This window comes from Vreelandella vilamensis (assembly GCF_031451755.1).
GTDB lineage: Bacteria > Pseudomonadota > Gammaproteobacteria > Pseudomonadales > Halomonadaceae > Vreelandella > Vreelandella vilamensis.
The window spans coordinates 199,766-212,777 of record NZ_JARWAN010000003.1 but is presented as its reverse complement, the minus strand read 5'-3'; the positions used below and the strand labels follow the sequence as shown (position 1 = coordinate 212,777).

Below are 13,012 nucleotides of genomic sequence, written 5' to 3'. Positions count from 1 at the left end.
TGGAATCGTGTTCTTGCCGGAACGTATTGATTACATTAGAGATTACCATCCACTATTTTTGTTTTCAGGCCTGCCTCGTGAATAACCCGGGGTTAGGCCTCTTCAAAACAGAGTTGCGTATTATTTTCGCGCGTTAGACGGTTGGGTGATTGAACCGGCGGCGCTATACTGCGGGAATGATCAAACAAAACTCCGATATTTATAGCGTTTACAGCGCTGACCCTGCCCGTTCGCGGCGTATTTCGCCTGCGATGTGTCACTATTTTTTAATAACGCCATCAAGGATGTTGACTGTATGAAGCACTGGTCGTTAAGTGATGATCCGCACGCCAGCCGCGAAGCGCACAAATACGATAACCCCGCGCCAAGCCGGGAATATTTATTAGAAGCGTTGGAAACGTATGGTAGGCCGATTACCCATGAGGATATGAGCCGAATACTGGGGCTTGAAGATGAAGACCTCCAGGAAGCGGTGCGCCGCCGTCTCGCGGCCATGGAACGCGATGGCCAGGTGCTGCGCGACCGACGTGGCGCCTATGCCCTGATTGATAAGCTGGATTTGATCAAGGGTAAAGTATTAGGCCACCGCGATGGTTTTGGCTTTTTACTGCGCGAAGATGGCAAAAAGCCTGATCTCGTTTTGCCCCCCAGGCAGATGCGGCGCGTGTTTCACGGCGATTATGTGCTTGTGCGCATTAGCGGACGTGACCGCCGTGGTCGTGATGAGGCCACGATTGCAGAAGTGCTGGCACGCAACACGCAAACCATGGTGGGGGTCTACCGCAGCAATACGCCTGAATTTGGCATCTTGATTCCGGAAAATCCACGTATCACCCAAGAGGTGATCATCCCGCACAGTGCTTGCGGTGGGGCAAAAGACGGCCAAGTGATTTCCGCTAATATTACCCAGCAGCCGGAGACACGCGTTCAGCCGGTTGGTGAGGTAGTGGAGGTGCTGGGTGAGCGCATGGATCCCGGTATGGAAATCGATATTGCGATCCGCAGCTATGACATTCCTGCGGAATTTCCGCCGGAAGTGCTGGATCAAATCGCCACGATCTCCGCAGAAGTCGAAGAGGATGACAAACAAAACCGCGTTGATCTCCGAGATGTCCCGCTTGTTACCATCGACGACGAGTCAGCCAAAGACTTTGACGATGCCGTCTGCGCGTGGAAAACCAAGTCAGGCAGTTGGAAGTTACTGGTCGCGATTGCTGATGTCTCCCATTACGTGCGCCCCGGCGCCCCGTTAGATGATGAGGGACGCACCCGCGGTAACTCGGTTTACTTCCCCGGCCAAGTGGTTCCCATGTTGCCGGAGCTTCTTTCTAATGGCCTCTGTTCGCTGAATCCGCAAGTGGATCGGTTGGTAATGGTCTGCGAGATGAATATCTCCAAGACTGGGGCTATCAGTCGTTACCGTTTCTATGAAGCGGTCATGAACTCTCACGCGCGCCTGACGTACAACAAAGTCGCGGCGATGCTCGATCAAGAGAGTGAAGAAGGTGAAGCGTTGCGCGAGGAGCACAAAAACCTCGTGACGCCACTTAAAAGTCTTCACGAGCTGTATCATCTGCTACGTAAGGCGCGGGAAGAGCGCGGCGCGATCGATTTTGATACCACCGAGACGGCCATCATCTTTAACGATGAGCGCAAAATCGAAAAAATCGTGCCGCGTACCCGTAACGATGCGCATAAAATGATCGAAGAGTGCATGCTTGCGGCTAACGTGGCGACGGCGCGCTTTTTGGACAAGCACGATCTTCCGGCGCTGTACCGTATCCACGAAAAACCCACGCCCGAACGGTTGGATAAATTGCGCTTGTTCTTAAACGAGCTGGGGTTAACGCTGCCGGGGGGAGACGACCCTACCCCACAGGACTTCCAAACGCTGCGTGAAACGATCGTCGACCGTCCCGACGCTGATATCATTCAAACGGTGATGTTGCGCACGATGAATCAAGCGGTTTATTCGCCGCAAAACGAAGGCCATTTTGGGTTGGCGTATCAGGCCTATGCGCACTTTACCTCACCGATTCGCCGCTACCCTGATTTGCTCGTTCACCGTGCGATTCGTTCGGTACTGCGGGGGCCAAGGCAAACCAATACGGTCTTGCGTGTCGACGGTGCGCCGGTAGAACCGCCGAGCAAGTGGTGCCCGTACACCTTTGAGCAAATGGTTGAGCTGGGTGAGCATTGCTCGATGACCGAGCGCCGCGCCGATGATGCGACTCGCGACGTCGAAAGTTGGCTGAAATGTGAGTTCATGTCCGACAAGCTCGGCGAAACCTTCGAAGGAACGGTGGCATCTGTCACGCAGTTTGGTCTCTTTGTGCGTCTTGATGAGTTCTATGTCGAAGGATTGGTGCACGTTACCTCCTTGCCGTCTGATTACTACCATTACGAGGCAGAAAAGCACCGCCTCAAAGGCGAGCGTAGCGGGACTACGTATCGCTTAGGCGACGGAGTCACGGTGCAGGTGGCGCGGGTTGATATGGATGATCGCAAGATTGACTTCAGTCTTGCCGATGAGAAGCCGCGCCCACGTCGACAGCCGCGTAAACAGCGCAATGAGCAACCGGCTAAGCGTAGTGATAATGATGGTCAGCGCCGTGGTCGCCGCGGGCCGCGCAAGTCGTAACCCTGTGGTGGGGTGTTTTGCTACGACTATTTTCTGCGGCTAACAGCAAGAAAGATTGGCAACGTAAAAGGATTGAGAGTGAAATCAGCGTCATCAGGTCGTGGGCCGCGCCCGCCCGAAGGGCTGGACCATGTGTTTGGGGTTCATGCACTGGAAAGTCTGCTGGAGCGCGGTGAGTCGCCTAAGGTGCTGTGGGTGCAGCAAGGGGCGAGCAAGCGGCTTCATGCGATCATTTCGCAGGTGAAGTCGGCCGGTGTAAGTGTGAAAGAGCACCCGCGAGAGGCGCTAGATCAGCTAACCCAAGGGGCTGCGCATCAAGGGGTGGTGGCTTTTTGCCCGCCTTTGGTGCCAGAGGGTGAGGAGTCCTTGCTGCTTAAATTGCGCGCGTGGCAACCGGCAGCGGCGCCCCTATTTCTTGTGCTCGATGGCGTGACCGATGTGCACAATTTTGGCGCCTGTTTGCGCAGTGCCGATGCGGCTGGCGCTCACGGGGTGATTGTGGCCAAAGATAAAGCCGCTCCGCTTAACGCCACGGTGCGCAAAGTGGCGTGTGGCGCCGCGGAAACGGTGCCAGTTTATCAAGTGACCAATCTAGCGCGTACGCTAGGCAAGCTCAAAGATGCCGGTGTATGGATTACCGGTGCCGCCGGTGAGGCCAATGCCAGCGTGTATGAGATGGATTTTACCGGCCCCGTTGCGTTGGTCATGGGGGCTGAAGGTAAAGGAATGCGTCGCCTAACCCGCGAAGCGTGTGACCACTTAGCCAAACTCCCGATGGCGGGCCAGGTCTCAAGCCTCAACGTATCCGTTGCCACCGGCATTTGTTTGTTTGAAGCGGTGCGCCAACGCCAGCTTGCAAGTCAGTCAATGTCCCACTAGAATGCATGCGCCTGTTTACCTTGTAAGCAGGCATTTGATATCTACTGGTTTTACCAGATGGTTTTACCAGATCTGCTTGATGCCTTGGCACTGCCGAATAGCACGGCGGTGCTGAATGCATTTCAGTTAACTCCTTGCTTCCTTGTGCACGTGTTGCCAACGGCATACGTCTCAGTGAAGCTGCCAAACCGCAAGGAGATTCCATGCGTCATTACGAAATCGTGTTTATGGTCCACCCGGATCAAAGCGAACAAGTGCCGGCAATGGTCGAGCGCTATACAAGCATCGTGACCGAAAACGGTGGTACGGTGCATCGCTTAGAAGATTGGGGACGCCGTCATATGGCTTACCCGATCAACAAGATCCATAAAGCCCACTACGTGTTGATGAACGTTGAGTGCGCCAACGAAACGCTCGAAGAAATCGAGAACATCTTCCGCTTCAACGACGCTATCATCCGCAGCCTGGTTGTTCGCTGCAAAGAAGCCATCACCGAAGCATCACCGATGATGAAGCCGGCTGAAGAAAAGCGTCCGCGTCGCGAAGAAAAGCCGAGCGCTGAAACCGCTTAATTCACCCTCATTGCACGTATAAGGAGCTCATCCATGGCACGTTTTTTCCGTCGCCGTAAGTTTTGCCGCTTCACCGCTGAAGGCGTCAAGCAGATCGATTACAAAGATCTCGATACGCTGAAGGCTTACATCACCGAAACTGGCAAGATTGTTCCGAGCCGTATCACCGGTACCAAAGCACGTTACCAGCGCCAGCTAGCCGGCGCCGTTAAGCGCGCCCGTTACCTAGCACTGCTGCCCTATACCGATAGCCACCAGTAAGCCGTTAACGTGATGCTGGCACTTGCCCGATGGCTGATGCAAGCGACGCCTTACGCCGTAGGCGGCGCGGCACTTGCGTCATTAATCCCCTGGCTTTTTTGGCTAGGGGCGGCGATAGCTGGGCTTGTCACACTTCGTAAAGGGTTTGCCCCTGCGTTACCCGTGATTATTGCCGCTGCACTCCCCGCTGGATGGTGGTGGATGCAAGGCGATGTAATACCACTGGCCAGTGTGCTGCTGGTGACCTTGATGGCGGTTGTCCTGCGTGAGCGCATGCGCTGGAGTGAAGCGCTGATACTTGGCGCTCTCGCCGCTTCTGTGATGGTACAGCTGGGTATTTTTACCCCGCCAGGAAGTACTGAGGCAATGCTCACGCAGCTGCGCGAGAGCTCGCAAGAGGTCGAGAGCGTGCTGAGTGAGCTGGCCCAACAAGGCTTTGACACGCAAACATTAGCTGAGCTAGTGGTTGGCGGCGTCACAGGGTTAGTGGTTTTGATCGCCGCGATTGTTTGCTTAGTGTTAGCACGCAGTTGGCAAGCCGGGCTCTACAACCCTGGGGGCTTTCGCGAAGAGTTTCACGCCTTACGCTTAGCACCAAAAGAGCTTGCTGTTCTTGTGGTGGTGGGCGTTGTGAGTATGCTCTTTGAGTTGCCAGCGTTTTCGATGCTTATCTGGGTGCCGTTGCTGATCGCGGGTATCGCGTTGGTGCATGGTGTTATTGGATTAAAGGGGATGAACGGGTTGTGGTTGGTGGCATTCTACCTATTGCTGATCACCACGTGGCCCACGATTCTCATTGTGCTGCTGTTAGGGTTAATTGATACATTCGCGAACGTTCGCGCACGCCTTGCCCGCAGCAACAATTGATAAGAGGTTTACGAGATGGAAGTCATTCTGCTCGATAAAATTGGTAAGCTAGGTAGCCTGGGTGACAAAGTCACCGTTAAGCCGGGTTACGGTCGTAACTACTTAGTGCCTTACGGTTTAGCCGTTCCGGCCACTAAAGAAAACATTGCTGCTTTTGATGCCCAGCGTGCTGAGCTTGAAGCCCAAGCCGCAGAACGTAAAGCGGAAGCTGAAGCGCGCGCTGAGCAGCTCAACGACATCGAATTGTCGTTGGTGTCTAAAGCGGGTGATGAAGGCAAACTGTTTGGCTCAATCGGTCCGCGTGATTTGGCAGATGCGATTTCTTCTGCTGGTATCGAAGTGGCGAAGAGCGAAGTACGCATGCCGGAAGGCCCGATTCGCCAAACTGGCGAATATGACATCGCTCTCCACTTGCACGCTGAAGTGGATGCCGCTGTTCGCGTGGTAGTTGTTGCCGAGTAATTTCGTGCGCCAATGCTAACGCCACAAAGGGCGCGGGGATTCCCGCGCCCTTTGTTGTTTATATCGACAAAATTTCTGTTTTTCTTTCCCCGTAAAGCTCGCTCTTATCATTCGTTCTTAACAATCGACCTGCCTGGTGAGCGATAGCAAAAGCAGGGGGCTCGCGTTAGGGTATTCTCTGTTTGACGATGGCGATTGAGCGAAGGAGACCGTGATGCCAGACGCCGCTGATCAAGAAACGGCAGCGCTGAAACTGCCTCCGCACTCCCTAGAGGCAGAGCAGTCAGTATTAGGCGGGCTAATGCTCGACAACCAGGCCTGGGATAATATTTCGGACCGTTTGGTCGCCGACGACTTTTATCGTTACGAACACCGTTTGGTGTTCAACGTGATGAATCATTTAGCCGAAGCGGGGCAGCCGCTTGACGTGGTGACGTTGTCAGAGGCGCTTGAGGGTCGTGATCAGCTTGACACCGTAGGTGGCTTAGCCTTCCTGGCGGAGCTTGCACGCAACACGCCTTCGGCCAGCAATATCCGCGCTTATGCTGATATCGTTCGCGAGCGAGCGACACTGCGTAAGCTGATTCGTGCGGCGAATCAAATTGCAGAAGGGGCCTTCGCACCGCAAGGGCGCCCAGCGGATGAGCTTCTGAACGAAGCAGAAAGCTTGGTCTTCCAAATCGCCGAAGAACGGCCGAAAACCGGCGGCCCGATTGGTATGAGCGATCTTTTGACCAAAGCCGTCGATCGCATCGATGAGCTTTTCAATCTCAAAGGCGAGATGACCGGCCTCTCTTCTGGATTTCGCGATCTCGATGAGATGACCTCAGGGTTGCAGCCCTCTGACATGGTGATCATTGCCGGAAGGCCCTCGATGGGCAAGTGTTTAATGAGTGGGTCGCGGTTGGTAGACCCTAACACTGGCGCTCTGGTCACTATTGATGAACTAGTGGCTCGTCAACAAGCCCCTCTTTTGACGTTAACCGATGATCTTAAGCTGAAGCAATCACATGCATCGGCGTTTGTTGATGATGGTGAAAAGCCCGTTTTTCGTGTTCGCACCGCGACAGGAAGAGAGGTTGCGACAACATTAACGCACCCGTTTTTAACCGGAGATGGCTGGCAGCCACTGCAAAAGATAGCGGTTGGCGAGCGGATCGCGGTGCCCCGTGAAATACCAGTGTTTGGTCGTGACGTAATGCCCGATCACCAAGTAAAAACCTTGGCCTTCATGTTGACCGATGGCGGCACAACACAAACCTGCCCCTTGTTCACCAACAATAGTTCGGAATTACGGGCTGATTTCACAGAGGCGGTGAGTCACTTTCCGGGTATAACGTGCCGTTTAGTTGAACGTGACGAACAAAATGCTGAGCGAACGCCTACTTTGCGGGTGAGCCGGGATGCAGCACGCTTACAGCCATTGCGAGCGCAGTTTTCACAAAAGTTGCGTGAGAAGCTTCAAGCGAAGAATATGACTGGTGAGGCGCTTGCCTCGTTGCTTAACGTGAGCAGAGCGGCGGTGAGTGCCTGGTGCAATGGAAAGTCTGTTCCCGTTCAGGCAACGTTTATGCCGCTTTGTGAGGCGTTGGACATGCCTTTAACGATCGACTACTCGGCGTCTGACTATAGCGCTTTGGCAAAAAACGCCCCAAACCCCGTGAGGCACTTTCTTGAAGCGCACGGTGTGTGGGCAAAAAAAGCGCTGCACAAGCGGGTGCCAGACTGCGTATTTCGCTTACCGAAACAGCCATTAGCACTATTTCTAAACCGTCTTTTCGCCTGTGATGGCAGTGCCTTTGTCCAGGCAAATGGCCAAGGCCGTATTAGCTATGCGTCATCAAGCCGCGAACTGATCCGCGATGTTCAGCATTTGCTACTGCGCTTTGGTATTTTGAGCAAAATTCGTGAGAAGCAGAATCTCTATGCCAATCTGAGCCAATCGCCTTGGGAGCTTGAAATACTCGACCAGGCAAGCCAAAAACGTTTCATTCGCGACGTTGGTATCTTTAGCAAAGAGCGGGCAATAGAAACGCTTAGCGCCTGTATTGACACTAAGCGCACACATAGCAATCGCGATAGTTTGCCTAAATCGGTCAATCGCTATGTACTCGCTAAAAAAGGGGGGCGTTCATGGCGCGACCTGTTCGTGCAATCGGGTAAAACTTTACCGGTTGGTTATAATCCTCATTTATCAGGCAGCAGTGAGCGTTGCCTATCGCGCTACCGAGCAGCCGAGTTTGCCCACCTTTTAGATGCCGATGTTTACCTCGAAAATTTAGCCTCATCCGATATTTATTGGGATGAAATTGTCGCCATCGAAGCGCTGGGCACGCGGCAGGTCTACGACTTAACGGTGGATGATACGCATAACTTCGTTGCGGAAGATATTTGTGTCCATAACACCACATTCGCTATGAATATGGTCGAGCATGCGGTGATTTCCAGCGATAAGCCGGTCATGGTGTTTTCCATGGAGATGCCAGCGGAGTCCTTGATGTTGAGGATGCTCTCCTCGCTTGGGCGAATCGATCAAACGCGTGTGCGTACCGGTCAGCTTGAAGACGAGGATTGGCCGCGCCTAACTTCCGCGGTGAACTTGCTCAAGGATAAGCAGCTTTTCATCGATGATACGGCGGCACTTTCGCCTAACGAGATGCGCGCGCGGATTCGTCGGGTGGTACGCGAGCACGGCAATATGGCCTTGATCATGATTGACTACCTTCAGCTCATGCAGATCCCTGGCTTCTCGGAAAACCGTACCGGTGAAATTTCCGAAATATCACGCTCGCTCAAAGGGTTAGCCAAAGAGTTTAATTGCCCAGTGGTCGCGCTTTCGCAGCTGAACCGCTCGCTTGAACAGCGTCCTAACAAGCGCCCGGTGATGTCGGATTTACGCGAGTGCGTCACAGGCGATACGCGGGTTATGTTAGCCGATGGGCAAAGAGTGCCCATTGAGGAGTTGGTAGGTAAAACACCGGAGGTTTTATCTGTTAATGAGCACGGAAGTATCCAGCCAGCTAATAGTGATTTAGTTTGGCCTGTCGGGAAAAAGCCGATTTTTGAAGTCAAGTTGGCGAGTGGTCGACAGATACGTTGTACCGCTGAGCACCGTTTAAGGGGCTTGTTTGAGTGGAAGCATACTCACGAACTTAAGGTAGGTGATCGTCTCGCTGTTGCAAGAAAGGTGAGTGAGCCTACTTCCCCCGCCGTTTGGGAAGAGAGTGCCATTATATTACTGGCACATTTGCTCGGTGATGGCAGCTACATTAAGCACCAACCTCTGCGCTATACGACGGCATGTGAAGCCAATAGTCGAGCCGTTACTGATGCAGCTCAAGCATTTGGCTCAACGGTAACGCGACATGCAGGGCGTGGCAATTGGCATCAATTGGTTATTGCCGGTAACGGAAACCGTTGGCATCCAGCTGGGGTTGGCAAGTGGTTAAAAGATCTGGCGATATTTGGGCAGCGTTCTGCCGAAAAGCATATCCCTAATGAAGTTTTTCAGCTGTCTAACGATCAGCTTGCTCTATTTTTGAGACACATTTGGGCGACTGACGGAAGCATAACGCAAGATAAAAACAACCGTGTCCGTATCTATTTTTCCACGGTCAGCCGCAAGTTGATTGATGACATTGCAGCACTTTTACTGAGGTTCGGTATCGTCGGGCGTATCCGGCATGTGGTCTCGGGTAATGGGGAGGGTTGGTTTACCATCGATGTGTCAGGTGGAGAACAGCAGCAACGCTACATGTCGTTTATAGGCGCATTTGGGCATCAAGTAGCCATTGTGGAACAGCTTTTGAAAGGAGAACTGAAGAGCAATACGAATTTGGATACGCTGCCGCAAGAAGTCTTCAGTTATGTGAAAAATGAGATGCAAGCTCAAGGTATTAGCCAGCGCAAAATGGCTTCTTTACGAGGAACAGCTTACGGCGGTACAGCGCACTTTAAGTTTTCCCCTTCGCGAGAAACGCTCGAAAGTTATGCCGATATTCTGCAAGATGCCACGCTAAAACAGGTAGCCAGTAGTGATCTTTTTTGGGACCGAGTAGTGGATATTCATGCCAGTGGGGAGGAAGAGGTCTTTGATCTCACTGTGCCCGGTAACGCTTGTTGGTTAGCCGATGGCATTGTGAGTCATAACTCAGGCGCGATTGAGCAGGATGCGGACGTGATTGCTTTTGTGTATCGCGATGAGGTGTATAACCCGGATAACCCGGATAACCAAGGATTGGCGGAGTTGATTATCGGTAAACAACGTAACGGGCCGATTGGAACGGTTCACATGGCGTTTATCGGTAAATATACGCGTTTTGAGGATTTGGCGCCGGATAGCTATGGTGAAGCATTTGGCGACTAACTTGAGCCGTGGCGACGAGCCCGTATAATGCGCAGCCTTTTACACGTATTTTTGTATTTCATCATACGATAGGGGATTAGCGATGGCAGGTGGTTTTAAGCGCGGTAATCGGCAGCGCGTACCCAAGCTTCAAGGGCGAGGCGAGCTTCAGGCGCTGGAGAGAGAAGGGCCATTTAAAGAATGGCTGGGGATGCCGGACCTCTACCGCTACTATCTTACGGTCGATGGTGAGAAATACAGCTATCAAACTGAAGACCCGGAGGTGCCGGTTTCTATCGGTGATAAAGTGGTATTTCGCTATAAAGAAACCAAAGCCGGGAATTGGATTGATCGCAATTCGCTAGGTAAAGCCATCGACCCTTCCGAGTACCAATAGTGAAAGGCCGTGATGTTACATGGACGGATGCTTTTTCCCCGGGTATGAATGAACCGGGTATGAATAAATAAGCGAGGAACTCTCCTGTATTGCGACCGTCATATGGCTGACATATAAACGCCATTGGAATGTCATTGGGTGGCGTCATGCTAATCTTTATACGTGAAGTCATTCACCGACACACCCAACGACACGACGTAAATAAAAATAAGGTTACTAACAGGAGGGAACCATGGAGCTTAAAGCACTTAAGGCCTTTGTGGAAAAACACGATAATTTTGAAATTCGTGTCATTACGCACGCCGGTAGTCGTTTTTATCAAGCCGAGCTAGAAGATGTGGAAGGCGAACGCCATATGCTAACCCAGAAGGGTAAGCCGATGCTTTTTCGTTCGCTTGATGATGTTTACAATGAACTCAAACGGGTCGGTATTCATCGTGCGTATTTGGTACAGCATGTGCCCCACGACGAGGTGATCGGCCGCGATGCTCACTACAGCGAGCCGTTGACGTCACGCATGCCACTGGTTTTTTAAGCGTCTATCTTTTTAAGCGCCTATCATGCTCGCGATTGGCGCTTTTCCCACCATTGCCCCAGCTTTACCCGTCGGCGAGCAAAAAAACGGTAGCCAGCATCCATCACGGTATTAACAACGGGCAAGCAAGAAATCCACACCAGCCGCCGGTAGCCCAGTACCGCATAGAGGGCCCGGCTGGCATCCATCCCGATGTACCATCTTCCTTGGTTATCTAGCACGTGCAGTTTGCCCATCATGGCATCAAAGTGGGTGTCGTAATCGTCTGCACAAAAGTGCTCATCTTGAATATCCACGAGATTAACGCGTTCGCGGTGACGATGCTTGCTGAGCCAATTGACCTCAACGCGGCAGAAAGGGCAGTGACCGTCATGAAACAGCGTCACCGGAGCTTTGGCATCTAGCGTGCGAAAACGGGTCATTATGTTGCCTCTGGGTTTCGTTGGGTTTTATGGCGGCGTTGAGGGGCATGTCCGGGAGAATAATAGCCATCAGTGTGGATGGCATCGCCGTAGCCAGGTGCGGTGTCGAGTTGGTCGAGAAACGCTTCGGCTTGCTGGCGCATGGCGTCACGTTTTTCCGTTTTCATTTTGGCGAGCGAGCCGTAAATCAGCTTCATGCGCGGATTTTGGCTAAGCGTGCTATCATGCGTTTCGAGAAAGTGCCAGTACAAGCTGTTTAACGGGCAAGCCTTGGCCCCAGTGACTTGCTTTGGCGAGTAGCGACAGTGCTGGCAGTGATCTGACATCTTGTCGATATATTTACCCGACGCGCAGTAAGGCTTAGAGCCCATGAGGCCACCGTCAGCGTGCAAGACCATGCCGAGCGTATTGGGCAGCTCTACCCACTCGCAGGCGTCGGCGTAAACGGCGAGATACCAATCGCACAGGGCTTCTGGCTTTACACCGCACAGCAGTGCGAAGTTACCGGTTACCATTAAGCGCTGAATATGGTGGGCGTAGCTATTGTCGATTGTCATCTCAATTGCGCGCTGTAAACAGCGCATATCGGTGTTGCCATCCCAGTAAAAAGCCGGCAAGTCGCGGGTAAACCCCAACCGGTTTTCGCGTTTATAATCCGGCATTTGCGTCCAGTACAAACCGCGCACGTATTCTCGCCAGCCGAGAATCTGACGAATAAACCCTTCCACCGCGTTAATCGGTGCCGACCCTGTGGCATAGCAAGTTGCAGCGGCTTCGCACACTTCGCGCGGTGAAAGTAGGCCAATGTTCATCGCGACCGCTAAACGCGAGTGAAATAAAAATGGTTCGGTATCGCTGATGGCATCCTGATAGCGGCCAAAATCAGGCAGGCAGTGATCCAGGAAATGGCGCAGCTCTACCAGCGCCTGGTGCCGAGTGACTGGCCAGTTAAACGTCTCCAGCGTGCCCATATGGTGGTCAAAGTGTTGTTGTGCCACGGTGAGCGCTTCACGGGTTAACGCGTCCTGTGGGTGTTGCGGTGGGTGCGGTGCCTCAAATGTCTTAGGCAATGGCTCGCGGTTATCGTGATCAAAGTTCCACTGTCCGCCAGCGGGTTTGCCATTTTCCATCAAAAGTCCGCTGCGTTTACGTTGCTCCCGATAAAAATACTCAAGCCGCAGTTGCTTGCGCCCTTCGGCCCACTGGGCAAACTCCTCAGGCGTGGTGAAAAACCGGTCGTCTTCCCATAGTTGCCAAGGGACAGGGGCATTTTGGCGCTTTTGCATGGCTTGCCAAAGCCGCCATTCACCGGGTCTAACCGCTTGAATATGATCGCAGTCGTAAGCACTGGCTAACCGTTCGGTTTCAGTAATGATGTCGTGCGTGTTATCGGCATCGCCCAACGCGCTATAGTGAACGGTGAAGCCCTTTTCGCGCAGCGTTTGGGCAAAATGTCGCATTGCCGCCAAAAAAACACCGATTTTTTGAATATGGTGAGGAACGTAGTGTGCTTCTCGTGCCACTTCGCACAGGGCAACGACGGCGTTTTCTGGGGCTTCACGTAGCGTTGGCAGTGAAAGCGTCAGCTGGTCACCCAACACGATAATAAGCGGCCTGGACATAAGTTTGCC

The 13,012-nt window shown here is 52.9% G+C and carries 11 protein-coding genes; 9 read left to right on the top strand and 2 right to left on the bottom strand.

The features are described from left to right. The first annotated feature begins 295 nt into the window (after window positions 1–295). The 9 genes from rnr to QC823_RS03240 all read left to right on the top strand — a co-directional run bounded on the left by rnr (window position 296) and on the right by QC823_RS03240 (window position 10,959). Complete coding sequence (rnr, locus tag QC823_RS03280; protein WP_309654928.1) at window positions 296–2,641, top strand: ribonuclease R; 2,346 nt, start codon at window positions 296–298, stop codon at window positions 2,639–2,641. 78 nt (window positions 2,642–2,719) lie between these two features. Further along, window positions 2,720–3,520, top strand: a complete 801-nt coding sequence (gene rlmB, locus QC823_RS03275) for a 23S rRNA (guanosine(2251)-2'-O)-methyltransferase RlmB (protein ID WP_309654927.1) — start codon at window positions 2,720–2,722, stop codon at window positions 3,518–3,520. A gap of 203 nt (window positions 3,521–3,723) precedes the next feature. After that, window positions 3,724–4,092, top strand: a complete 369-nt coding sequence (rpsF, locus tag QC823_RS03270) for a 30S ribosomal protein S6 (RefSeq protein WP_309654926.1) — start codon at window positions 3,724–3,726, stop codon at window positions 4,090–4,092. Window positions 4,093–4,125: 33 nt separating this feature from the next. Next, a complete protein-coding gene (rpsR, locus tag QC823_RS03265; protein ID WP_179928855.1) occupies window positions 4,126–4,353 on the top strand; it encodes a 30S ribosomal protein S18 in 228 nt (75 codons plus the stop codon). A gap of 12 nt (window positions 4,354–4,365) precedes the next feature. Then, complete coding sequence (locus QC823_RS03260) at window positions 4,366–5,220, top strand: hypothetical protein (protein WP_309654925.1); 855 nt, start codon at window positions 4,366–4,368, stop codon at window positions 5,218–5,220. Between the two features lie 15 nt (window positions 5,221–5,235). Further along, entirely contained in the window at window positions 5,236–5,682 is a 447-nt protein-coding gene (gene rplI / locus QC823_RS03255) for a 50S ribosomal protein L9 (RefSeq protein WP_309654924.1), read from the top strand. A gap of 214 nt (window positions 5,683–5,896) precedes the next feature. Continuing rightward, on the top strand, window positions 5,897–10,048 hold the full coding sequence (gene dnaB / locus QC823_RS03250; protein ID WP_309654923.1) for a replicative DNA helicase: 4,152 nt from the start codon (window positions 5,897–5,899) through the stop codon (window positions 10,046–10,048). An 82-nt stretch (window positions 10,049–10,130) separates the two neighbouring features. Next, the gene (locus QC823_RS03245; RefSeq protein ID WP_309654922.1) at window positions 10,131–10,424 is read left to right on the top strand and encodes a hypothetical protein; all 294 of its coding nucleotides are present in this window, start codon (window positions 10,131–10,133) and stop codon (window positions 10,422–10,424) included. 232 nt (window positions 10,425–10,656) lie between these two features. Next, the gene (locus QC823_RS03240; protein WP_309654921.1) at window positions 10,657–10,959 is read left to right on the top strand and encodes a DUF6482 family protein; all 303 of its coding nucleotides are present in this window, start codon (window positions 10,657–10,659) and stop codon (window positions 10,957–10,959) included. 23 nt (window positions 10,960–10,982) lie between these two features. Here the strand turns inward: QC823_RS03240 and QC823_RS03235 are convergent, their stop codons facing one another. Next, window positions 10,983–11,381 (bottom strand): thiol-disulfide oxidoreductase DCC family protein, encoded by a 399-nt coding sequence (locus QC823_RS03235; RefSeq protein WP_309654920.1) that lies wholly within the window; start codon window positions 11,379–11,381, stop codon window positions 10,983–10,985. Next, on the bottom strand, window positions 11,381–13,003 hold the full coding sequence (locus QC823_RS03230) for a cryptochrome/photolyase family protein (protein ID WP_309654919.1): 1,623 nt from the start codon (window positions 13,001–13,003) through the stop codon (window positions 11,381–11,383). The genes QC823_RS03235 and QC823_RS03230 overlap by 1 nt, the downstream gene beginning before the upstream one ends. Window positions 13,004–13,012 lie beyond the last annotated feature (9 nt).

Bases quoted from the DNA above. Each gene is read 5' to 3' on its own strand.
- rplI (WP_309654924.1), top strand. From the start codon at position 5,236: ATGGAAGTCATTCTGCTCGATAAAATTGGTAAGCTAGGTAGCCTGGGT.
- QC823_RS03260 (WP_309654925.1), top strand. From the start codon at position 4,366: ATGCTGGCACTTGCCCGATGGCTGATGCAAGCGACGCCTTACGCCGTA.
- rpsF (WP_309654926.1), top strand. From the start codon at position 3,724: ATGCGTCATTACGAAATCGTGTTTATGGTCCACCCGGATCAAAGCGAA.
- QC823_RS03240 (WP_309654921.1), top strand. From the start codon at position 10,657: ATGGAGCTTAAAGCACTTAAGGCCTTTGTGGAAAAACACGATAATTTT.
- rnr (WP_309654928.1), top strand. From the start codon at position 296: ATGAAGCACTGGTCGTTAAGTGATGATCCGCACGCCAGCCGCGAAGCG.
- dnaB (WP_309654923.1), top strand. From the start codon at position 5,897: ATGCCAGACGCCGCTGATCAAGAAACGGCAGCGCTGAAACTGCCTCCG.
- QC823_RS03235 (WP_309654920.1), bottom strand. From the start codon at position 11,381: ATGACCCGTTTTCGCACGCTAGATGCCAAAGCTCCGGTGACGCTGTTT.
- QC823_RS03230 (WP_309654919.1), bottom strand. From the start codon at position 13,003: ATGTCCAGGCCGCTTATTATCGTGTTGGGTGACCAGCTGACGCTTTCA.
- rpsR (WP_179928855.1), top strand. From the start codon at position 4,126: ATGGCACGTTTTTTCCGTCGCCGTAAGTTTTGCCGCTTCACCGCTGAA.
- QC823_RS03245 (WP_309654922.1), top strand. From the start codon at position 10,131: ATGGCAGGTGGTTTTAAGCGCGGTAATCGGCAGCGCGTACCCAAGCTT.